Genomic DNA, 20896 nt, shown 5'->3' on the forward strand with positions numbered 1-20896 from the left:
GGCGGGTCTTTTGTTTTCGGCTTATGTATGTCAGTCCTGCTTGGATTCCAAAATGGATCGGAGGCATCCGGGATCGATGTTGCCCCCGCTGAGGATGACGCCCACCCGTTTGACGTCGCTCGGCAACCGGTTCTTGAGGACGGCGGCCAAGGCGATCGCTCCGGAGGGTTCGATCACCAGCTTCAGGCGGAACAGGCAAAACCGGATGGCTTCCACAATTTCGGAATCCCGGGTGGTGAATATGTTTTCAACGCGCTTTTGAATGATGGGGAATGTCAACAATCCAGGCCGGGTGGCCCGGAGTCCGTCGGCAATCGTGTCGGGAGGATTGATTTGCACCCGTTTTCCGGACCGGATGGATTTAAGCGTGTCTTCCGCACCTTCAGGCTCCACGCCGAATATCCGGATCGACGGACGGATTCCTTGTGCCGCGCAGGCAGTTCCCGAAATCAATCCGCCTCCCCCGACGGGCACGACAATGGCATCCAGATCCGGGACTTCTTCCAGCAACTCCAGAGCGACCGTGCCGGCACCCGCCATGACATGGGGATGGTCGTAGGGAGGAATGATCGTCAATCCACGTTCATGGGCCAGGTTTTTTTCCAGGGTGTCCCGGTCGTCGTGAAAACGGTCATAGAAGATGATGGTTCCTCCGTAAGAATGAACGGCTTCCACCTTCACTTCTACCGCATCCGCCGGCATGAGGAGGACCGGAACGGTACCGTGGATCCTTGCCGCCAACGCGACTGCCTGGGCATGGTTGCCGGAGGATGCCGAAATCACCCCCCGCTTTTTCTCTTCGTCGGTCAGCCGGGAGATGGCATGCAAGGCTCCCCGGAATTTGAACGCCCCTCCTTTCTGAAAGGATTCGCATTTGAGATACACTTCCTTGCCGGTCCACTCATTGAGCGAACGGGAGGTAAAGACGGGAGTCCGTGTGGTGTGACGATGAATGCGTTCCATGGCCTCCCGTATGTCTTGGATGGACAGCACTGACACAGCCTCCTTCGTCGAATCTGGCGCCAACGTTGACTTTTCTACGAAAAAGACATAATCCTCCTGTGTCAACTTGAATATTGTGTTACATCACATCCACTCATTTAAATATTGATTGAATACACCAATCAAAGCTATTATAACAAATGGAATTGATATATAATAATATGAGTGACAAAACAACGATTTTGTCGCTCGTATCGCGTCATCATACACACGGAGAGGGGGCCGGAGGATGGAAGTGTTGTCCAGAAAGTTGCCGAAAAGCATCAATCGGTTGGCAATGAAATTCCCCGAAGACGTTCAGGACTTCATTCTTGAGATGATCAGCGCGGACCGTTCGATTCAAACCGTCATCAATTACATTTACGATTTCTCGCTGTTTTTTGATTATCTGGAATCCAAAGGGCTGGAACTCGAGGACGTGGACGGGAGGACCATCCGGCGGTTTTTCCGTCATATCGAAAACGGTTACGAGAGAAAAGTGGTGCGGGAAATTCACGGGAAATTGGTGGAACAAACCTTCTTCCGCGAGAATTCCCAAAGCGGAAAAAAAAGAAAACGCGCTTCGCTCCGTTCTCTGTTCCGCTACCTGGTGAAATCGGGGGCGTTGGACCGCAACCCGATGGAGGAATACGAAGACAGCACGCTCAAGGCCAGGAGTCACAAACGGGTCCCCGTCTTTTTGACGCAGGAGGAAGCCGTCAAGCTGGTGGAAGCCATCCACACTTTTTTCGAGGGCAGACGCTTTGTCAAGATGAGTTGGCTGGAGAAAAGAGATCGCGCCATCCTGCTGCTTTTGTTGAACACCGGAATGCGGGTGTCCGAGCTGGTGGGGCTCAATCTGAACAGCTTGCAGGAGCAACACGGCGTATGGCGGATCATCGTGTTCGGGAAAGGCGGGAAGGAGAGGGTTCTCAAATTGAACCGAACGGCCTCCGATGCGCTCAGGGAGTATCTCGACGCCAGACCCATGCCCGCGGACGGCCATCGGGAAGCGCTCTTCCTGAACAGATACGGATGCAGGATGGATCGGAGAGCGGTAGGGAAATTGGTGGACAAGTATGTCAAGGAAGCAGGACTTCCTCCTAAAGCCAAGAAAATATCCCCGCACAAGCTCCGCCACACCTTGGCGACCCTGCTTCTGATGAACGGGGAAAATCTTCGGGTGGTGCAGGAGATTCTCGGTCATTCCAGCATTCAAACCACCCAGATCTACACCCACGTCATCAACGACGAAAAAGACGGGGCTTTGGACCGGTTGGACCGCCTGATGGAACCGGTGGCCGGAATGCCCTGATGGAAGTGACGCGTGGAAGTGACCACGCAAAAAGCCGCCCGTCAATCACGGGCGGCTTTTTGACTGAATTTGTCTTCGGCCGGTTTTCGGTTATTCGCCGGACGGCGCCGGCTTGACGGGAGCACTGCTTTCCAGGGAATCCAGTCGTTCGCGGCTCATCAGGAAAATCACCACGCAGGAAAGCACGGCGGGGATCAACGCCCACATGAACGTTTTGGCGATGGACGTGGACAAAACGTCCGTGATCTGATTCAGCACGTGTTCCGGAATGCGAATTCTCGCTTCCGGAGAGAGAAGTGCCCGAGGATCCCCGAATGCCCCGTGCCCCGCACCGCCACCGGAGGGGAAAGCGTTCTTGAGGCCCGATTCGAACAGGTTCCGCTGAATGATCCCGAACACGGTGATTCCCAGCGCCATGCCCAAAGAGCGAAGGAAGGCAAGCGTCGAGTTGGCCGTGCCGCGTTGCCGGATGTCGAAGTGGTGAATGGCCGCCATGCCCAACACGGAGAAGTGGGCCCCGGTACCAAGCCCCACAATGATCATGTAAAGGGTGACGACTTCGCGGGACGTCTCTCCGGACAAGGTGCTCAACAGCAGAATGCCCGCAACGAACACGATGCCCGACACGAGCATGATCGTCCGATAGCTGAACCGGTTGGCAAGCATTCCGCCGATCTGGCTCGCCACCACGCTCCCCAGCATCATGGGAAGCAGAATCATGCCGGAGTTGGTGACCGTGCCGCCCAATACGCCTTGGACGAAAAGCGGGATGTACAGGGTGGCCACGATGTACGTCGCGCCGATGAAAAAGGCGGCCAAGTTACTGGTGGCAAACAGACGTTGGCGGAACATCGCGAACGAAATGACGGGCTCCGCCGCCCTTTTTTCCGCGTACACAAACGCGACGGTCAGCAGGACAAAGGCGGCCAACAACCCGAGGATGACGGGGGAATCCCACGCATACGTGGTGCCTCCGGTTTCCAGGACGATCATCAGACTGGTGACGGCAAACACCAGTGTGGCGACGCCCAACCAGTCGATTTTTTGTTTGCTTTTCTCCAGGGAATCCCGGTAGAACAACACCACCAGCAAGACGGAAATCACGCCGGGCAACAGATTGATGTAAAAGACCCATCGCCAGCTGATCGCTTCGGTGATGTAGGCGCCGAGAAGCGGTCCGAAAATGCTGGACACGCCGAAGACGGCGCCCAACAACCCCGTCATTTTTCCGCGTTTTTCCGGAGGAAAGATGTCAAACACGATGGTGAACGCAATCGGCATCAGCGCTCCGCCTCCGATGCCCTGAACGGCCCGGTAGATGCTGAGCTCGATGATGCTGTCCGCCATTCCGCACAATGCGGACCCGACGAGAAAAACGAGCGAACCGAACACAAAAAAGCGCTTCCGTCCGTACATGTCGGACAGTTTTCCGAACACCGGCGTGGCGGCCATCGCGGCAATCATATACGCGGAAGTCACCCAGACGAATTTGTCAAGGCCTCCGAGCTCCGCGATGATGGTGCCCATGGCGGTGGCGACGATGGTGTTGTCCATGGCCGCCATCAGAATCCCCAGCAAAAGACCCGCCACCACAAATCCGGGCTTGTTTGATCGCTGTGACATGAAAATGACCCCTTTCAGGAAAATGCATCGAGAATTTCACTTGACGATACGATATGAACCCCCCGGCAATCCGTCATGGCCATGTGAATCATGGCGCGAGCCACCGCTTCGGCGGGAACCGGCCGGTACGGAGCCAGGAATTTGCCGGCGAACACCCCGGGGAATTTGCGATACACGGAGGCCGCGAAATCTTCGGCAACTCTCCGTTCGTTTCGCTTTCCCAGCAGCAGGGACGGGCGGAAAATGAAGAGAGCGGGCAGGCCCGTTTTCATCAGTTCTTCTTCCAGTTTCCCCTTGATCCGGGAATAGAAAAACGGGGAGTTCGGATTTGCTCCCATGGATGAAATCACCAAAAACTTTCCGGCGCCGGACTGTTTGGCAAGCCGTGCCGCGGCCAGCGGATATTCCAGGTCCACTTTTCCGAATGCGGTCCGGGTTCCGGCCTTTTTGATGGTGGTTCCCAAACAACAATATATGTCATCAGCCGAGAACAGATCGACCGCTTTTTCCATGTGATCCAGGTTCATGATTCGTTCTTCCAGTTTTGGATGGACGATGCCGGTCGTGCGGCGATGGACCGAGACCACCCGGGAAATCCGGTCATCCTCCAGCAACAACCGGGTCAGTTCCTTTCCGACCAATCCCGTTGCACCAAGCACAAGGGCGGTTTTTCCCACCGGAACCATCCTCCCTCAAAAGAACGGAAACCCTCTCCTGGCGGGAGGGTTTCCGTACTCAAACGACTTCGCGGATCAAACTGATCACTTTCCCGAGAACGGCGACTTCTTTCAAGCGGATCGGTTCAAGGCGATCGTTTTCCGGTTGCAGACGGACATGATCTTTCTCCCTGAAAAACCGTTTGATGGTCGCTTCTCCGTCGGGAGTCATCGCCACCACGATGTCTCCGTTTTCCGCGGTGGGTTGTTGGCGAACCACCACATAGTCCCCGTCCAGAATGCCCGCATTCACCATGCTGTCTCCTTGCACGGACAGAAGAAACACGGTCTGGTCATCTCCGATCATGCGACGGGGGAGGGGGTAATAATCCTCGATGTTCTCCACTGCCGTGATCGGTTCACCCGCCGTGACTTTTCCCACCAGCGGAACCTTGACGAATTCCCGGTCGACTTGCTCGCCGCGGTCGACCAAGAGCTCGATGGCACGGGGTTTCGTGGGATCGCGACGTATGTATCCTTTCTTCTCCAGCCTGGAAAGATGACCGTGAACGGTGGAGCTGGACGCAAGGCCCACGGCTTCACCGATTTCACGAACCGAAGGTGGGTATCCTTTTTCATTGACCACCTTGATGATGTAATCCAAAATCATCCGCTGTCTGGGAGACAGCTTGCTCATGATACTCTTCCCCCTCATTCTGTCAGGGATGGATTCCGTACGTCCCTTTGTTCGTCTATCCACAGTATACATGATCCTCAAGGAAAGAACAAACATTTGGAAGAATATTTGTTCCCGAAACGCCGGTTCGGGGACCATGCAACGTCAGAGGAGGCGTTCCAACCGGGACAAGGCCTGGTCTTTTTCGGTATTGATCACATGGGTGTAAATCTGGGTGGTCTGGATGCTGGAGTGACCGAGAATCTCCTGCACCACCCGAAGATTTTCCCCGTTCATCAGAAGCAGGGTCGCCAAAGTGTGGCGGAGCTTGTGCGGCGAGATGGCCGCGGCTTTCGGCGGGAGGCCGGCCATACGCACCATTTTTTTCACGATTTCCGATACACCTTTCCGGCTGATGCGGCGTTTCAGCTTGTTGAGAAAAAGCGCGTTGTCTTCCGTCTCCGGGCGCATCGCGAGATAACGCCGCAGCGCTTCGGAGGCTTTTGTGTTGAGCATGAGAACCCTTTGCTTTCCGCCTTTCCCCGTGACGATGATGCGCCAGGAGTCACCGTCGGCCTGAACGGAGGTCATATCGAGATCCACCAGCTCCGACACCCTCACGCCGGTGGAAAGGAACAGAAGGATCACCGCCAGATCACGGGCCTCCATCCATCCGGCACTTTTGACCCCTTTTTGCCGGTGATAGGCGTCCACGGCGGAAATCAGACGAGCCGCCTCCTCCCGAGTGAGAAACACGGGAACCTTTTTTCGCCGACGAGCCTTGAGGGAAGCGTCCTCATATTCCTCCATCGGATCCCTCGAAAGCACTCCGGTCTTCACCAGATATCGGAACAGCGAGCGGAGGGAGGCCTGTTTTCGCTGCTTGCCGCTTTGGGAGTTGATCCGGAAGTGTTTCCGCTCCACCCATTCGTCCCGCACTTCACCGGTGCGCGCATCCCTTCGCGGGAGTTTCACGCGAACCGTTCGTTCATATCCGTTCTCGACCGTCCGGAAAAACCGTTTGAGCAACCGGGCATCCGTCTGCTCCAAGGTTTTGCCGGACGATTCGAGAAAGGAGAAAAACAGATCGAAATCGTACGCGTAATTGGCAATCGTCTGAACCGACCGCTCCGCGCTGATCATTTCGAGAAAAAAATCCTGCACTTCTTCGGGGAAGCGGCTGACGATCCGGTTCACATTGTCGGGAAGTCGCCTGGAAACAAACCGGGACTCCAACAAACCTCCCCCTTTCCGTGACACGCGCAAACTCTGCCCATTCTGCACCGGACAGGGACCGCTGCAGGAGAGGCGGAACATTCGGGGGCTCCCTCAGGCCCGGACCTGAGGGAGCCCCGACGACCCGCGGCATGGTGTCCATCGGTCCACTTGATGCCGCATCACTGGATCTGATCTTTTTCTTCGCATTCGTCGCTGCAGTAACCGTGGTGGATTTCCTCGCACTCGTGGCAGCAAATGTGCTGTTTGTGACACATCTGGTACTCACAGTTGATATAACGATCCGCCGGTTTTCCGCAATGGTGGCACTTTCCGACCACGATGTCTTCTTCCTGGTTGACCCGGACGGCGATCCGATCATCAAAGACATACATCTTTCCGTCAAACCATTTCCCCCTGACTTCGGGGTCCTTGGCATAGGTGGCAATGCCGCCGTCCAATTGGTACACGTCACGGAATCCTTCCTTCAACATGAATGCGGTCAGTTTTTCGCACCGGATCCCGCCCGTGCAATAGGTGACGATGGGTTTGTCCTTGTAAGCGGCCAGTTTGTCCCGAACCCACTCCGGAAACTCCCGGGTGGTCCGCACCTCCGGACGAATCGCTCCGCGGAAATGACCGATGTCATATTCATAGTCGTTCCGTCCGTCCACCACGATGACATCGTCCCGTTGCAGCATTTCGTAAAACTCCCTGGGAGACAGACGCTTGCCCGTTTGCTTTGACGGATCCACGTCCTCCTCCAGCCGCCATGTGACAATCTCCTTGCGCGGTTTCACCTTCAGCTTGCGAAATGCATGGCCGTGATGGGGGTCCACCTTGAACACCATGTCATGAAACAGGGGGTGGGCATGCATGTAATCCATGTATTTTTGCGTTTGTTCGACGGTTCCGGAGAGCGTTCCGTTGATCCCTTCCCGGGCAATGAGAATCCTCCCGAGAAGACCCAAATTCTTGCAAAGTTCCCGGTGTTCGTTCGCAAACGATTCGGGATCGTCAATATGCACATATTTATAGAAAAGAAGAATGCGGTAAGGCATGGATTCATCCGCATCCAAGAGATGTTGCGGTTTTGCCATCATACACTCACTCTCTTTCCGTTCTTCCGTCAACGGTTATCGGGAAAACTTCGATATTCAGTATACATCATGGCTGACGGGATGCCAAACCCGGCCGGAACCCGAAGATTCGCGAATGAATTTCCACGTTCCGGAAAACAGTAAGAAAAAGGGTTTTCCGGACGGGGTGTCGAGAGATGATTTTCTCCAGGAAAAATCAAAAGAAACAGCAGAATGGAAGCGGGCGGGACCAGAAGCCTCAGTTCAAGCTGAGAACGCCCGTTTCACCTTCGATTGATGAGAATGTGAATCATGTCAAAAAACTGCTGTTTCATACATCGGATTTGCAAAAACGGAGAATCCGTTTCAACAACAGAAACGGGATCCTCATTTATCTGGATTCTTTGGTTGACAAGGACCGCTTGCAACGTGAGATATTGAAGCCCATCTCCGAAAAAATGCACGGTCCCTTGGAAGAAGTGGTCACGTCTTCGCAACTGAAGGAAGACTACACCGTCGAGTCCGTCGTCATCTCGCTTCTCCAGGGATATTGCGCGATTTTCCTCGAAGGCAGCCCCCGGGCGATGCTGGTGAACACCTTGTATGTGGCTCACCGGTCTCCCGATGAACCCATGAACGAGGGGGTCGTGCGCGGCGCGCATGACGGATTCGTCGAAAATCTGGAGATCAATCTCAATCTGATCCGCGTCCGAATTGAATCGCCCCAACTCACCGTGAAGTATGTGGAATTGGGCCGCGTGACAAAAACGAGATTTGCGATTGTGTACATGAATGACCTGGCGGACCCCGGTGTGGTCAACGAAGTGGAAAAACGGATGAAAGCCATATCCTCGGATGCGGTGATTTCACCGGGGTTTCTGTCCGAGTTTATGGAAGACAACCCTTGGTCGCCCTTTCCCCAGCAACTGTACACTGAACGTCCGGACCGCACCGTCGCGCATCTGATGGAAGGGCGGGTGGCGGTTCTTGCGGAAGGGGACCCGACGGCGATCATCGTGCCCGTCACGCTGTTTGCTTTTTACCAGACACCGGATGACTTTCACACTCGCTGGTTTGTCGGTTCTTTCGTCCGGCTCATCCGTCTGGCCAGTTTTTTGATCGCGTTCAACTTGCCGGCCCTGTACATCTCCGTGGTCGGATTTCACCCGGAGATTTTGCCGACGGAATTGATCTACACGGTGAAAGCCAGCGTGGAAAGGGTGCCCTTTCCCCCGATCGTCGAGGCACTGCTGATGGAGCTGACCATCGAGCTGATCCGGGAGGCGGGGATTCGCCTTCCGAGCAGAGTCGGCCAGACCATCGGTATCGTCGGCGGTCTGGTGATCGGAGACGCAGTGGTGCAAACCGGACTCGTCTCCCTTCCCATGATCATCGTGGTGGCCACGACTTCGATCTCGTCCTTTGTGGTCCCGGCCAACGAAATGAGCACGGCGATCCGGACACTGCGCTTTCCGCTGATGTTTGCGGCAGCCTTGTTCGGCTTCGTCGGGGTGGCCCTCGGCTTGATCATCATCCTGGCCCATCTGGCAAAGCTCGAATCGTTCGGTACGCCGTATTTCGCTCCGGTGGCACCGCTGAAGGTCAGAGATTTGAAAGACACGTTCATCCGTTTCCCGGTCTGGCTGATGAACCGCAGGCCGAAAGACGCCCACCCCCAACGTTCGAAACAAGAAGACATTTCAAGGGAATGGCAGAAAGATGCAAATCCAGGAAAAACATAAAATCACCCCGACGCAGTTCACCTTTTTCGTCATCCAAGCCATGGTTGGGGTCGGCATTTTGTCTCTGCCTTACAACGTTCATCAGCTCTCCCGTGGAGGCGCGTGGATTTCCACGATCATCGCCGGCGTGATCGCACAGATCACGCTGTTCATCCAGTGGAGTCTGAACAAACGGTATCCGAAGAACACATTGTACGGGATTTTGCGGTTGCTTGCCGGAAAGTGGATCGGAACGGGGCTCGCCGTTCTGTATCTCCTGTATTTTTTCATGACCAGCGCCTTGATCCTGATCCTGTTCACCGACATCGTGGGCCGGTGGGTTCTGACCGAAACTCCCCGCTGGGTCATCCTCGCGCTGATGGCCGGATCGGGTTTGTATCTTGGCAAGGAAAACACCCGGATCATCGCCCGGTTCATGGTGCCGATCTCCTATCTGATTTTTGTGCTGGTGACACTCGTGCTCCTGAGTTATTTCGACGTGGACATCCGGTACATGCTCCCCCTCACGGAAGCCGGATGGAAGAACATCTTGATCGGGAGCCACGAGGCCTTCCTGGCCATGGTCGGTTACGAAGTGATCCTGATCTTGTATCCGTTCATCGGCGGAGGGAGCCGGGATGTGCTCCGGGCCGGCTCGATCGGCATGTGGCTGGTGGTGGCGTTTTACACCTTTGTCACGTTCAGCTCGGTCATCTATTTTTCACCGCAGGAGATCTTGATGGTTCAGGAACCTGTCTTGTACATGATGAAGTCTTACACGTTCCGGATCCTTGAACGGATTGACCTGCTTTTCCTGACGCTGTGGCTGGTGAATGTACTCACTTCCTATATCACGTACGTGCATCTCACCGCCATCGGGATTCAGGAGCTGCTCGGCGACCGGGTGAACGTACGGAGAAAAAGCGCCGGGTTGCTGACCATCGGCTCAACGATCATGGCAGGCTTGTTTTCAGATCCGGAGGCCACAAAGATTCTCGGCCAGATCGCTTCGCTGAGCGGCTACCTGTTCTTCCTCGGGATCCCGCTTCTGTTTTTGGGCATTTCGGCTCTGAAACGCATGTGGAGGAGGAGATCATGAAAAACAGGAAAGCGGTTTTGCTGGTGATGGCCTCCCTGCTTTTTCTCGGAGGATGCTGGGATCAGGATCAACTGAAAGAAGCCAGGCTCGTGTACGCCGCCGGATTGGATCTCACGGAAGACGGCAAACAGCTTCAGACGGTGATCATTCGCCAAGTGAAAGGTTCGGGTTTTCAAGCCGAACCGCAAAACGAAATCTATTCGGGAATCGGAAATACCACGAGGGAAGCCCGGGATAACCTGGACAGAAAAATCGCCGGGGAATACCGTTCCTACAAAAACCGGGTGATTCTCCTCGGTGAGGAATTGGCGAAAAAGGACATCTATCCCCATCTCGATGTCATTTACAGAGATCCCAAAAGCGCTTTGAATGCTCACATCGTGGTGGCGGAAGGGCGAGCCGCCGACATTCTTGCCATGAGACGGGTCGGAGGCATGTTGATCGCGGAATACCTTGACAGAACACTCAACAGCGAAGCGGAAAAAAGTCTGGTGCCCAGAGAAAACATCCAAAGCATTTGCGCGCCCATGCTGGACCCCGGAAAGGATTTCACGATTCCGTACGTACGAAAAACCGAAGAGGGCGAAGTGGAAGTGGCCGGTCAAGCGCTGTTCAGCGGTCATCGCATGAACGGAGTGCTGTGGGGGCAGGATTCCATCCTGCTTCAGATCATGAGAGGCGAACTCGGTGACATCGTGAGAATGACCCTTCCCGTTCACGACAACAAGAGAACTCACCCCGAGAACTACATCACCATCGACGTGGAAAAAGTGGACAGAAAGATGGAGGTACTCCCCGGCCCCGGCGGCGATGTCCGGGTGAAGATGCAGCTCAAGATGTTCGTCAATGCCATTGAATATCCGGACGATCATTTGGACGATGAAGAGACCAAAGGGCTTTCCGGACACCTGTCGAAACTGATGACCCAAAAAGCCCGGGGAGTGTTGAACAAGCTTCAGGAGGCCAACTGCGACGTCTTCGGCATCGGAAGGGAGCTGATCGCCTACCATCCCGAAGTTTGGGCAAAGAAAAGGTGGGATCGGGATTATCAAAAAGTGAAATTCGAACCGAAGGTCGAAGTGAAAATCGTGTCTCACGGCGTCATCAACTGAGCGAAGAAATCCGCCCTCTGTCCGTTTTCTGGCAGAGGGTTTTGTTTTCACGAAAGAAAAAAGGGTTTTGATTCATAAATTTTGTGATATTTAAGAAGTGACACCCGGCGAACAGGGGGGAGCGTATGTTTGAACTCCTTCTTTTTATCTTGTTCCTGTTCCTATTGGTGCTTGGAGCCGTGAGAAGCATCATCAAATCCGCGTCCAAACGCCTTCAAAAGAGAAAGAAAAAACGGACGGCGCACCACAAACCGATCCACCAGGGAAGCAGCATTTTTTACGTGCCTTTTTTCATGAGTGGATCCAGAGATGATGGCGACGGAGGTACGGGAGGGGACGGCGGAGGAGATGGTGGAGGAGACGGCGGAGGGGACGGTAGCGGCTGCGGAGGAGGTTGCGGAGGAGGTTGTGGCGGAGGTTGCGGCGGAGGTTGACATCGGCCTTCGGTGACCAGACTCCTTGCCCGCAATCGGACAATCGCATCTGTTTTTTCGATTCATGATACCGCTTGAGGCTCAAGCGGTTTTTTATGTAGATTGGGAAAATTCCCATTTGACAAAAATCGCTTCACCGAATATATTTTATATAGAATAGTTTATGTTGAGTAATGGTCGGAGGAGATCGAATCATGCCCAAACGGCAAAGATCCAACCTGCTTTCACTGGCCGTTCTTGCGTTGCTTCACGAACGGCCGATGCATCCGTACGAAATCGCTTCCATCATGCGGCAAAGAGGCCTGTCCAACTCCATCCGCCTCAACACCGGGTCCCTGTATTCCTGTGTGGAATCTCTCAAACAACGCGGAATGATTCGGGAGCTTGAGACCGTGAAGGTGGGAAATCATCCCGAACGGACGATCTATGCTCCCACCGAACAGGGACGGGAAGAGTTCTTTGATTGGTTGTGCACGCTGCTCAGAAAACCGGAAAAAGAATACACCCATTTGGCCGCTGGACTTGCGTTCATTGCGCATTTGCGTCCGGATGATGCGGCCTCACTGTTAAAAGAAAGAGCTGAGGCGCTGCAAAAGCAAGTCGATGAAATGAAAGGTTCCGTTCGGGAGGTACTGGATCAAGGAGTGGACCGTCTGTTCCTGATCGAAGAGGAGTACGCGATCCAGCTGTTGGAAGCGGAACTTGAGTGGATTCGGCGGTTGATCCGGCAAATCGAAGACGGGACATTGACGCGGCTTTCCGACGGGCACAGAACCTGGAAGATCACGATGGAACCTGAGCAAGATTGACTTTCCGCGTTCAAAGGGAGGGGATCCCATGGAGAAAAAGAAAGTTCTGGTGATCGGAGGAGGCATCGCCGGCCTTGCCGTCGCCTGCTTTCTCAAACGAATCGGCATGGAACCGGTGGTGTTTGAATCCAGGGAGGAACCCGACGCTTACAGCGGTCTTTTTCTCAATGTTGCAGCCAACGGACTGAGGGTTCTCCGCATGTTGGGAGTGGATGAACGGATCGCGGCGGAAGGATTTCCCTGTTCCCGCATGATGATGTGGAGCGGAAGCGGGAAACGGTTGGGGGTGGTCAGCAACGGCACGAGAGATCACGCCGGAACGGTGATCAAGCGCAAAGACCTGGAGCGCATTTTGAGAGAGCATGCCCGGCATGCGGGAGTTGACGTGGCGTACGGAAAAAAACTGACGGATCTGAAAGTGGATGAGACCGGCGTGACGGCCTTCTTCGGCGACGGAACGAAGGAGCGCGGGGATTTGCTTGTCGGTTCTGACGGAATTCATTCGGCGACGAGACGGATCATCGATCCGGAAGCACCTGATCCGGGATATACCGGATTGCTCAGCGTCGGAGGATTCACAAAAGTTCCCGGCCTTTCTCCCACCATCGGCGAACAACACATGATGTTTGGGAAACGAGCGTTTTTCGGACATCTCGTGAGAGAGGACGGGGAGGTGTACTGGTTCGCAAACGTGGAGTATCCCGGCAATCCCACCCGGAGGGAATTGTCACGGATTCCGTCGGAAGAATGGAAACGAAAACTGACAGAGCTGTTCGCCGACGACAAAGGCCCCGCCGCAACCATCATTTCTTCGACTTCCGAAATCGGGGTGTTCCCCATCCACGACATCCTGCATCAACGCGTTTGGCACAAAGGGCCGGTGGTGTTGATCGGCGATGCGGTTCACGCGACTTCTCCGAATTCCGGCCAGGGAGCTTCGCTCGCTCTTGAAGACGCGCTTGTTCTGGCGAAATGCATCAGGGACATTCCGGATCCTTCCGCGGCATTCGCACGATTTGAGGAACTCCGTCGCGACAGGGCGGAAAAAGTGGTGGAGTATTCAAGGAAATTGGGAAACACCAAGACCGTGTCCAATCCGGTCGCAAGGTGGTTCCGGGATCTTGTGATGCCGGTGGCCCTGAAATGGTTCGCCAATCCTGATTCTCTCAAATGGCTGGTGGAATACGAGTTGGATTGGGATGAACCGGTCGAGGGATGAGAAGGTGACGTCGAATGATGACGGAACCGTTTCACGGCACAGGATGCCGGGTTGCGGACGGAACACTTCCGTTTAAGAATGGGCAGACACAGCGGAAACTCGCTGAATGAACCGAAGCGTGACAAACCTGCCGCAAAGCAATAACAGCCTCCTTCAGGTTGAGCACCCGAAAGGAGGCTGTTTTTTTCATTCGTCGCCGTTTTCCAGTTCTTCGATCAACGACTCGATGTCTTCGATCAACGTGTTGAGCGTATAGGCTTTCTCGTGCCCGATGTCATCCAACCGGTCTGCCGCGCGGTGCAAAATGTTGGCGGACTGCTTCAGATCCTGGATGGAGATATCGAGCAAATACTTCTTGTCCAAACATCTCACCTCGAAATCAGGACTCTTTCCATTTGATGTTGCAGCCGATGCTGGGCTTTTGGTCCGCGGAGACAGGTTTTCCTTCCAACAGGTTGTCCAATGCACTCCGGATGGATGCGCCCGTCACGGGAAGATCGTTCCCGGGGCGGGAATCGTCCAATTGACCGCGGTATACCAACTTGAGATCTTTGTCAAATATGTAGAAATCAGGGGTGCATGCGGCCCGATACGCGCGCGCGGTGTCCTGCGATTCATCATACAGGTAGGGGAAGGGGTATTTCCGTTCTTCCGCCACTTCTTTCATGCGCTCGGGAGAGTCGTCGGGATACTTTTCCGCATCGTTGGAGTTGATGGCCACGAACGAAATGCCTTTGGGCATGTAATCGTTGGCCAAACGGACCAGTTCTGCCTGCACGTGCTTCACGAAGGGGCAGTGATTGCAGATGAACATGATGACGGTGGCGATGTCCGATTTGAGTTCGTCCAGCGTGCGGGTTTTTCCGCTCACCACGTCGGGCAGGGAAAAGGCCGGAGCTTTTTCTCCCAAAGGAATCATGTTCGATTCGGTACGCGCCATTTGATTCGCTCCTTTCACGGGATTGTTTCAAATTCATGGTATCACAACATGTTTCGGATGGATATCTCCGCTCGCGACAAAAAAGGTGTTGACCTTTACGCATGCGTCAAGGTGTACAGTAAGGGTGTCGGGAGGGATGAAAGATGGAATACACGGTTCAGAAACTGGCCCGGCTCTCCGGTGTAAGCCCGAGAACCCTGCGGTTCTATGATGAAATCGGCATCCTGAAGCCGGCCAGGATCAATTCATCGGGTTACCGCATCTACGGGAAGGCGGAGGTGGACCTGCTGCAGCAAATCCTCTTCTACAAAGCGCTCGGGGTATCTCTCGAGCGAATCAGGGAAATCATCACCTCCCCGGATTTCGACCGGGTCAAGGCTCTTCAGGAACACCGTGAACGCCTCCTCGACAAGCGGCATCAACTGGACATTCTGATTGCCAACGTGGAAAAAACGTTGGCATCGATGGAGGGGAAAATCACCATGACGGATCGTGAAAAATTCGAAGGCTTCAAGCGCAAATGGGTGGAAGAAAACGAAGCAAAATACGGCCGGGAGATCCGGGAGAAATACGGCGACGAAGCCGTGGAAGCCTCCAACCGGAAAGTGCTGGACATGACCCCGGAACAGTACGAAGAAGTCACCCGTCTCAGCGAAGAGATCCACAAAGCCCTGGCCGAAGCATTTGCCGAAGGGGATCCCGCAAGCGAGAAAGCCCGAAAAGTGGCGGAACTGCACAAACGGTGGCTGACCTTCTTCTGGAACGGGTACAACAAAGAAGCGCATGCGGGCGTGGCAAAGATGTACGTGGAAGACGAACGGTTCAAGGCCTACTACGAAAAACAGCCGGGCATGGCCGAGTTTCTGCGCGATGCGATTCTGCACTACACCGGCGTCAAAGAGTGATGGGCTGCACGCGGAAATTCGCCGTCGGTCATCAGTGCCAGTCATCGACCTCCGGGACGAGATCCCGGGGGTTTTTTCATTTTTGTCCGCAAAAAGCGGGATTTGCTTGACGAAAACAAACAACAACATGTATCATCCAATATATATAATAAACATAAACGGGATGTGTCTATAAGATGGATCTATGGGAACGTTTTTGGGAAGCTTCCCTGGAAGAACTGAAACGCGGATACACCGAAGAAGGAGATCGATACATCTGTCTTCTCTGCGGCAAGAGCATTGAAAAAGGGATCATTTATCCCGTCGGAGACGTGTTGGTTGAAGCGGAGCGATACACGCGCATTCATATCGAACAGGCTCACGGATCGGTGTTTGATCACCTGATCCACCTGGGCAAGAAATTCACCGGTTTGACGGATCACCAAAACCGGCTGTTGCGCCTGTTTTATCAGGGGAAAAGTGACAGGGAAATCCAACTGGAAACGGGAATCGGAAGTGCCTCGACGATCCGCAACCATCGCTTTGCGCTGAAAGAGAAAGAGCGTCAGGGCAAGGTGTTTCTCGTGCTGATGGAGCTCCTCAAAGAACGGGATCCGCAGGCTTCCGGCTTCGTGGCGGTGCACAAGACCGCCACCATGGTGGATGATCGATACAACATCACCCGGGAAGAATACGATCAAATCGCGAAAAAATTCTTTCCGGCCGGAATCAATGGGCGACTTTCCGCCATTCCGGCCAAAGAAAAGCAAAAACTGGTCATCCTTCGGGAGATCGCCAAACGGTTCCGGGTGGAACGGGTGTATACCGAGAAGGAGATCAACGACGTGTTGAAAGCCGTTCACGAAGACTTTGTCACACTTCGGAGGTCCCTGATCCAATACGGTTTTCTGGACCGGACGAGAGACGGAAGCAGCTATTGGCTGAAAACGGGATTCACTCCCGAAAAGGAAGGGATGAAGAAATGAACACGGACCGGAAAAAAGAGTTGAAACTGCAGTTCAAGGAGACCAAACCGCAAGCGGGTGTCTATCGGATCACCAACACCCGCGATCAAAAAATGTTCGTGAGCAGCACTCTGAATCTGAAAACCCTGAACGGAGTCAAATTCGCTTGAACACGGGGGCCCACATGAACAATGATCTTCAGCGGGACTGGAGTGAACTCGGGGAGAACGCATTCGCTTTCGAGGTGCTGGAAGTGTTGAAACCTCCGAAGGATGATCCGTTTTTCGATGCCAAAAAAGAACTGAAGAAACTGGAAGAAAAATGGCTGAACCAACTTCAGCCTTTCGGGGAGCGCGGTTACAACAAACAACCGGCGCCTCGTGAGGGATGAAAGGTTAGTGGTGTTGAAAGGAGGGGCCCCGAAAAAGGGGCCTTTTTGTCGCACGAAAGAAGAAAGTCGGATCTGATCCGACTCCTTCGATCTGCGCATCAATGATCTGACGATGCCTGAAGAGCTTGTGTCCTGCATTGTTCCACTTCTGCTGCTTGCGCATGCAAGTCATCCGCAATTCTGCTCTTCGCATCATTGTTCGTTCCTTTATTACGGGCCGCATGGTTTTTTGCCAAGCTGACGGTTTTTTCGTGGCAAGTTTTCAACTCGTCGGGAACAGAGAGCGAAGACAATTCCTGCAATGCTTTTTCAGCTTCTTCAACCGTCACGTCGTTTGCGGTGAGCTTCTTGACAAAGGGATCTGTTTGCTCAAGGTACTGACGGATCATTTCTTCTGAACCGACTTGGCCATTGACACCGGCAGATTCTTGTTGCTGTGCAAACCAATGCAACACACCCAGCGTAGCCATCACAAGGAAAAGCATCACCACTGCATTCATGATCTTCTGTCGTTTCTCTTGCAACATGACTCCTCCCCGTTCAAGAATTGATATGCATCAACGAATTCTTGCCCAAGGGCACACCTCACCTGCTTGCCGACTGTTTTCACCCTCTGACAATATATTCCTCAAGGCTCCTTGGATAAACCCATATCCTTGTATCCCATCAAACCAAACCAATCATTTCCATGATACAATCATCTTGAGGAGGGGGAGTGAATGAGCGAACTGCGGGATGATTGCATGCGCCATTGGTATGTTCGACGACTGATGCGGGAATGGCGGCGGGTTCGCCCTCGGGTGCTGGTCGCGGAAACGCAAGGAGATTGGGGTGCACTTTGGCTGGAGTTCAAAGCGTTGGGGCCGTACATCCGAGACGCCTTTCGGTTGGTCATGGGAGACGACGAACCAAACACGGTGAATTTGACGGGCTGGGCATTCTGCATGGCAAGTCGGGATGGCAAGTCGGGCGGAAGAATCGGGGTGGAAAGAAGAAGAGTGCCGGTGGTACGCCATGAGATATATGTTCAAGGACTTGTATGTCCATAAATATCTGTCCAAAACAGGTTCAGCGGTGTGACGGCTTTCGGTTCATTTCGAAGGAGGCCCGATGAATGGGAAACAGACAAAGAAAAAACATGAAAACAGATGGACATACCCACACCCACTATTGCCCGCATGGTTCCGGAGAAGAAACAGCCAAATATATTGAAAGAGCCATTGAATTGGGATTTGAGATATATGTGTTGACTGAACATCCTCCGGAGCAGTGGTGTAACGGCCGCGTGGCAATCATGAAGGAGGGCGACACGATTTGATCAGTCAGGAAGAGTACTTCGACCATTGGCACGTACGTCGGCTGATGTGGGAATGGCGTCGGGTTCGTCCCCGGGTGTTGGTGGCGGAAGCACAGGGAGATTGGGGGACGCTGTGGGAAGTGTTCAACGAGATGAAGCCATACATCCGTGCGGCTTTCAGGTTACTGGAAGATGAGATGGAAATGAGTGTGCTGTATTTGGGAGCTTGGGCATTCTTGATGGGCGACGCATCGGCGCGGTTGGGCAGGAAAGAGGAAGAGTGTCTGTGGGTGGCTTTGGGTGAGCTGATCGCGGGATTCCATGAAAGGAATATCCTTCCTTTGCACGGAGAAGTGATTTGACGGCCGGAGTGGCCGTCTTTTTCAGTTCGCGACGGTAAATACATGAAGATCAATAAATCATGATTCGTCCTCGGCTGTATGACGGGATCACCCAGGCGGGACACTCAACACAAACTTGAAACTTTTGTCATCGGCGCCAGTATACGGACGCCCAAGCGGCCACTCCCCGCCGATTCCGCATATAACGTTTCAAAATGTTTCTTTTGTAACCTTAAAAAACAACAATACAGGAGCGACGGGCCCTCTTTTTTTCTTCGGGATTCACCTTGTTTGGTCCGGAGAGCCGCTTTTTATTCTCAATAAGAAAAGTTATCTATGGTTTTGAGAAATCAAAAAGAAACGCGCGTGAATGACCAAGATTTTTATGGCGGACGAATGGCCGGGGGTGCTGTATTTTGGATCGTCATGATCAACCGGAATCCGGGATATGGAGAGTCGGAAGAAGACAAGCGAACAGCTGAAAGCTGCGATAAAAACAAAAAGACCGGGGTTGCTTCAAGATGCACCCCAAGTCTTTTTCTCTCTGTCGGAAGAAAGCGGCGTGTTCATCCTTGGCGAGAGGCGAAAAGGAACCGACAATAGCCGATTTCCGCCGCGTTTTTCATCAACTCCAAATTCAACCAAGCGGCCAACTCGTGGAACGGACGATCTGTGAAAGGCCATTTGGTCCGATCGCCGGAGTTCCAATCCCGGTCTGATAACGCGTCTGTCGCTGATTCCCATTCCTCACGCAATCGGAAAATGCTTTCCCGGGATTCTTTGGCTTTGGCAAAACCCGCCACGTCTTCGATGTCGTACGACTCCGATTCCGGACAATCGGCCCGCCAGGTCCCTGACTCATCGGAAACATGAAGCCCTTTTGCAGCGGGGCGCCAAAAATACTCTTCATCTTGAAAAATCAAAAGGCCTCCCCCGGACCTTCTTGCCGAATATGCCCGGAGGAGGCTCAGATGAAAAATCGTCGCCGTTCAACGATGGCTGATTATTCGTGTTCCTTCAACCACTTCTGATATTTGGATTTCAGGAGCATGCGTTCCTGGTCGAACCATCCGTTTCTCATCCGGTTCACAAACTGGTTCCACGTGATCCTGCCTTCCCGGACCAGTCGATTGAGCCGTTTTCGTTCTTCCGGGGGAAGTCTGTCAGGAAGTTTCACCCGTTCATCTCTCCCCTTCTGCCGAGATCCATGTGGATGAGAGGATACAAAAGAGACGCGAACAAAAGGACTCTCTCCATCTCGGTTTTGTCAAACGCATCCACCGGGGCGCCCGTCATGGTCAACACCGCGATGCGCGTCGAAAGTTCGTTCCCGGCGATGATGGGGACGGACAGAATCGACCGGTACAGCCTCTGGGAATGTTCTTTGCGATGATACTCCACGCCCGGTTCGTTCACATCCGGGATGTAGACGGGAGTTCCCGTCCTCCAAGCCTTTCCGGCCGCGCTTCCGTCCACCGGCGGCTGGTACCTTTTGACCCAGTGGTTGTGTCCGGTGGAATGGGCATAATGGATCAGTACGTCATCTCTGTCCGGGTGCCTGACATGGATGGTGACCCGCGGTTGTTTGGAGCGGAAATCCTTGATGGTATTGATGAGATAATCCAAAATGTTCATGCAAACGTCCACCCGGTTGCGCTCAAAGTATTCGGGATTTGATACGGCCAGGTTGATTTCGTCCATGGCGTACATGATCTGCGTCATGGTATAGGTTTCGTCGGCGAACCGGCGATCCAGCTCTTCGTATAATTCTTTGAGTGCGGCAACCTTTTTGTCGGACGTCTCCAGTCGGTTTTTCAGGGTTTCCGTTTCCTGTTCGAACTCCTTCAGGAGCCTGAGCAAATCCTGATTTTCAGCGAGGGAAAGTGCCAACTGCTTTTTCAGATCCTCATTTTCATTCCTGCACACCTCAAGCTGCATGAGCGCCACTTGGCCGGAAGCATCTTCTTCCTGGGGCGTCCGGCCAAGCCAGTCGGTTTTGCCGGTGGCGAAACGATGGATGTGGATTCCCAACATGGCCACAACCGCCGCGGCCATCACCAATGCCAAAAAATCCATGAACCAACCGGAACTTTGATCAAAGCGGTCCAACAACTTCAGCAAATCTTCCATTTTCGCGTC

At 53.7% G+C, this 20896-nt stretch carries 24 protein-coding genes and 1 pseudogene; 14 read left to right on the top strand and 11 right to left on the bottom strand.

What is annotated here, in order from left to right:
* Positions 1-30: 30 nt before the first annotated feature.
* Positions 31-993 carry a threonine ammonia-lyase gene (locus tag EG886_RS06630; RefSeq protein ID WP_241154400.1) on the bottom strand — a complete coding sequence of 321 codons (963 nt, stop codon included), beginning with the start codon at positions 991-993 and terminating at the stop codon, positions 31-33.
* A 238-nt stretch (positions 994-1231) separates the two neighbouring features.
* On the opposite strand from EG886_RS06630, the gene EG886_RS06635 reads away from it, so the two are divergent.
* Positions 1232-2296, top strand: coding sequence for a tyrosine-type recombinase/integrase (locus tag EG886_RS06635; RefSeq protein ID WP_124727397.1), 1065 nt, complete (start codon positions 1232-1234; stop codon positions 2294-2296).
* A 90-nt stretch (positions 2297-2386) separates the two neighbouring features.
* Here EG886_RS06635 and EG886_RS06640 read toward each other — a convergent pair whose 3' ends face one another.
* The 5 genes from EG886_RS06640 to trhO form a co-directional block, all read right to left on the bottom strand.
* Positions 2387-3919, bottom strand: coding sequence for an MDR family MFS transporter (locus tag EG886_RS06640; protein ID WP_124727398.1), 1533 nt, complete (start codon positions 3917-3919; stop codon positions 2387-2389).
* A 14-nt stretch (positions 3920-3933) separates the two neighbouring features.
* Positions 3934-4596 (bottom strand): NAD-dependent epimerase/dehydratase family protein, encoded by a 663-nt coding sequence (locus EG886_RS06645; RefSeq protein WP_124727399.1) that lies wholly within the window; start codon positions 4594-4596, stop codon positions 3934-3936.
* Between the two features lie 58 nt (positions 4597-4654).
* Positions 4655-5272: a transcriptional repressor LexA gene (gene lexA / locus EG886_RS06650; protein WP_124727400.1), complete on the bottom strand. Its 618-nt coding sequence runs from the start codon at positions 5270-5272 to the stop codon at positions 4655-4657.
* Between the two features lie 144 nt (positions 5273-5416).
* Positions 5417-6487 (bottom strand): tyrosine-type recombinase/integrase, encoded by a 1071-nt coding sequence (locus EG886_RS06655; RefSeq protein ID WP_164491700.1) that lies wholly within the window; start codon positions 6485-6487, stop codon positions 5417-5419.
* A gap of 161 nt (positions 6488-6648) precedes the next feature.
* Entirely contained in the window at positions 6649-7566 is a 918-nt protein-coding gene (gene trhO / locus EG886_RS06660) for an oxygen-dependent tRNA uridine(34) hydroxylase TrhO (protein ID WP_420894164.1), read from the bottom strand.
* Between the two features lie 115 nt (positions 7567-7681).
* Between trhO and EG886_RS13950 the strand changes: the two genes are divergently transcribed.
* The 7 genes from EG886_RS13950 to EG886_RS06690 all read left to right on the top strand — a co-directional run bounded on the left by EG886_RS13950 (position 7682) and on the right by EG886_RS06690 (position 13939).
* Positions 7682-7843 (top strand): hypothetical protein, encoded by a 162-nt coding sequence (locus tag EG886_RS13950; protein ID WP_241154402.1) that lies wholly within the window; start codon positions 7682-7684, stop codon positions 7841-7843.
* A 7-nt stretch (positions 7844-7850) separates the two neighbouring features.
* Entirely contained in the window at positions 7851-9287 is a 1437-nt protein-coding gene (locus EG886_RS06665; protein WP_241154403.1) for a spore germination protein, read from the top strand.
* Positions 9265-10365, top strand: coding sequence for a GerAB/ArcD/ProY family transporter (locus tag EG886_RS06670; protein WP_124727403.1), 1101 nt, complete (start codon positions 9265-9267; stop codon positions 10363-10365). The genes EG886_RS06665 and EG886_RS06670 overlap by 23 nt, the downstream gene beginning before the upstream one ends.
* Positions 10362-11477: a Ger(x)C family spore germination protein gene (locus EG886_RS06675; RefSeq protein WP_124727404.1), complete on the top strand. Its 1116-nt coding sequence runs from the start codon at positions 10362-10364 to the stop codon at positions 11475-11477. The genes EG886_RS06670 and EG886_RS06675 overlap by 4 nt, the downstream gene beginning before the upstream one ends.
* A 309-nt stretch (positions 11478-11786) precedes the next feature.
* The gene (locus EG886_RS06680) at positions 11787-11927 is read left to right on the top strand and encodes a hypothetical protein (protein ID WP_206425352.1); all 141 of its coding nucleotides are present in this window, start codon (positions 11787-11789) and stop codon (positions 11925-11927) included.
* A 178-nt stretch (positions 11928-12105) separates the two neighbouring features.
* Positions 12106-12720, top strand: coding sequence for a PadR family transcriptional regulator (locus tag EG886_RS06685; protein ID WP_164491701.1), 615 nt, complete (start codon positions 12106-12108; stop codon positions 12718-12720).
* 28 nt (positions 12721-12748) lie between these two features.
* Complete coding sequence (locus tag EG886_RS06690; RefSeq protein WP_124727406.1) at positions 12749-13939, top strand: FAD-dependent monooxygenase; 1191 nt, start codon at positions 12749-12751, stop codon at positions 13937-13939.
* A 186-nt stretch (positions 13940-14125) separates the two neighbouring features.
* Here EG886_RS06690 and EG886_RS13710 read toward each other — a convergent pair whose 3' ends face one another.
* Both EG886_RS13710 and EG886_RS06695 read right to left on the bottom strand, forming a co-directional pair.
* Positions 14126-14302, bottom strand: a complete 177-nt coding sequence (locus EG886_RS13710; RefSeq protein WP_164491702.1) for a hypothetical protein — start codon at positions 14300-14302, stop codon at positions 14126-14128.
* Positions 14303-14318: 16 nt separating this feature from the next.
* Positions 14319-14879 (bottom strand): thioredoxin family protein, encoded by a 561-nt coding sequence (locus EG886_RS06695; protein WP_124727407.1) that lies wholly within the window; start codon positions 14877-14879, stop codon positions 14319-14321.
* 143 nt (positions 14880-15022) lie between these two features.
* Here EG886_RS06695 and EG886_RS06700 point away from each other — a divergent pair, with 143 nt between their 5' ends.
* The 3 genes and pseudogenes from EG886_RS06700 (at position 15023) to EG886_RS06710 (ending at position 17119) form a co-directional block, all read left to right on the top strand.
* The gene (locus EG886_RS06700; protein ID WP_124727408.1) at positions 15023-15784 is read left to right on the top strand and encodes a MerR family transcriptional regulator; all 762 of its coding nucleotides are present in this window, start codon (positions 15023-15025) and stop codon (positions 15782-15784) included.
* A gap of 176 nt (positions 15785-15960) precedes the next feature.
* Complete coding sequence (locus tag EG886_RS06705; RefSeq protein WP_124727409.1) at positions 15961-16749, top strand: DUF2087 domain-containing protein; 789 nt, start codon at positions 15961-15963, stop codon at positions 16747-16749.
* Positions 16746-17119, top strand: a pseudogene (locus EG886_RS06710) (GIY-YIG nuclease family protein). Before EG886_RS06705 ends, EG886_RS06710 begins: the two are co-directional and overlap by 4 nt.
* 98 nt (positions 17120-17217) lie before the next feature.
* On the opposite strand, the gene EG886_RS06715 reads toward EG886_RS06710, so the two are convergent.
* The gene (locus EG886_RS06715) at positions 17218-17643 is read right to left on the bottom strand and encodes a hypothetical protein (RefSeq protein ID WP_124727410.1); all 426 of its coding nucleotides are present in this window, start codon (positions 17641-17643) and stop codon (positions 17218-17220) included.
* Between the two features lie 195 nt (positions 17644-17838).
* Here EG886_RS06715 and EG886_RS06720 point away from each other — a divergent pair, with 195 nt between their 5' ends.
* The 3 genes from EG886_RS06720 (at position 17839) to EG886_RS06730 (ending at position 18778) form a co-directional block, all read left to right on the top strand.
* Positions 17839-18168 carry a hypothetical protein gene (locus tag EG886_RS06720; RefSeq protein ID WP_124727411.1) on the top strand — a complete coding sequence of 110 codons (330 nt, stop codon included), beginning with the start codon at positions 17839-17841 and terminating at the stop codon, positions 18166-18168.
* A gap of 65 nt (positions 18169-18233) precedes the next feature.
* Positions 18234-18437, top strand: a complete 204-nt coding sequence (locus tag EG886_RS06725; protein ID WP_124727412.1) for a PHP domain-containing protein — start codon at positions 18234-18236, stop codon at positions 18435-18437.
* A complete protein-coding gene (locus EG886_RS06730; RefSeq protein ID WP_124727413.1) occupies positions 18434-18778 on the top strand; it encodes a hypothetical protein in 345 nt (114 codons plus the stop codon). The genes EG886_RS06725 and EG886_RS06730 overlap by 4 nt, the downstream gene beginning before the upstream one ends.
* 982 nt (positions 18779-19760) lie before the next feature.
* Here EG886_RS06730 and EG886_RS13715 read toward each other — a convergent pair.
* Together EG886_RS13715 and EG886_RS06735 are read right to left on the bottom strand one after the other, a co-directional pair.
* Positions 19761-19934: a hypothetical protein gene (locus tag EG886_RS13715; protein WP_164491703.1), complete on the bottom strand. Its 174-nt coding sequence runs from the start codon at positions 19932-19934 to the stop codon at positions 19761-19763.
* Entirely contained in the window at positions 19931-20887 is a 957-nt protein-coding gene (locus EG886_RS06735; RefSeq protein ID WP_124727414.1) for a GAF domain-containing protein, read from the bottom strand. The genes EG886_RS13715 and EG886_RS06735 overlap by 4 nt, the downstream gene beginning before the upstream one ends.
* Positions 20888-20896 lie beyond the last annotated feature (9 nt).

This window comes from Staphylospora marina, from assembly GCF_003856495.1.
GTDB classification, from domain to species: Bacteria; Bacillota; Bacilli; order Thermoactinomycetales; family Thermoactinomycetaceae; genus Staphylospora; species Staphylospora marina.

Coding starts and splice junctions, on each gene's coding strand:
- EG886_RS06635 (WP_124727397.1), top strand. CDS start 1,232: ATGGAAGTGTTGTCCAGAAAGTTGCCGAAAAGCATCAATCGGTTGGCA.
- EG886_RS06640 (WP_124727398.1), bottom strand. CDS start 3,919: ATGTCACAGCGATCAAACAAGCCCGGATTTGTGGTGGCGGGTCTTTTG.
- lexA (WP_124727400.1), bottom strand. CDS start 5,272: ATGAGCAAGCTGTCTCCCAGACAGCGGATGATTTTGGATTACATCATC.
- trhO (WP_420894164.1), bottom strand. CDS start 7,566: ATGGCAAAACCGCAACATCTCTTGGATGCGGATGAATCCATGCCTTAC.
- EG886_RS13950 (WP_241154402.1), top strand. CDS start 7,682: ATGAATTTCCACGTTCCGGAAAACAGTAAGAAAAAGGGTTTTCCGGAC.
- EG886_RS06670 (WP_124727403.1), top strand. CDS start 9,265: ATGCAAATCCAGGAAAAACATAAAATCACCCCGACGCAGTTCACCTTT.
- EG886_RS06675 (WP_124727404.1), top strand. CDS start 10,362: ATGAAAAACAGGAAAGCGGTTTTGCTGGTGATGGCCTCCCTGCTTTTT.
- EG886_RS06680 (WP_206425352.1), top strand. CDS start 11,787: ATGATGGCGACGGAGGTACGGGAGGGGACGGCGGAGGAGATGGTGGAG.
- EG886_RS06685 (WP_164491701.1), top strand. CDS start 12,106: ATGCCCAAACGGCAAAGATCCAACCTGCTTTCACTGGCCGTTCTTGCG.
- EG886_RS06690 (WP_124727406.1), top strand. CDS start 12,749: ATGGAGAAAAAGAAAGTTCTGGTGATCGGAGGAGGCATCGCCGGCCTT.
- EG886_RS06695 (WP_124727407.1), bottom strand. CDS start 14,879: ATGGCGCGTACCGAATCGAACATGATTCCTTTGGGAGAAAAAGCTCCG.
- EG886_RS06700 (WP_124727408.1), top strand. CDS start 15,023: ATGGAATACACGGTTCAGAAACTGGCCCGGCTCTCCGGTGTAAGCCCG.
- EG886_RS06705 (WP_124727409.1), top strand. CDS start 15,961: ATGGATCTATGGGAACGTTTTTGGGAAGCTTCCCTGGAAGAACTGAAA.
- EG886_RS06720 (WP_124727411.1), top strand. CDS start 17,839: ATGAGCGAACTGCGGGATGATTGCATGCGCCATTGGTATGTTCGACGA.
- EG886_RS06725 (WP_124727412.1), top strand. CDS start 18,234: ATGGGAAACAGACAAAGAAAAAACATGAAAACAGATGGACATACCCAC.
- EG886_RS06735 (WP_124727414.1), bottom strand. CDS start 20,887: ATGGAAGATTTGCTGAAGTTGTTGGACCGCTTTGATCAAAGTTCCGGT.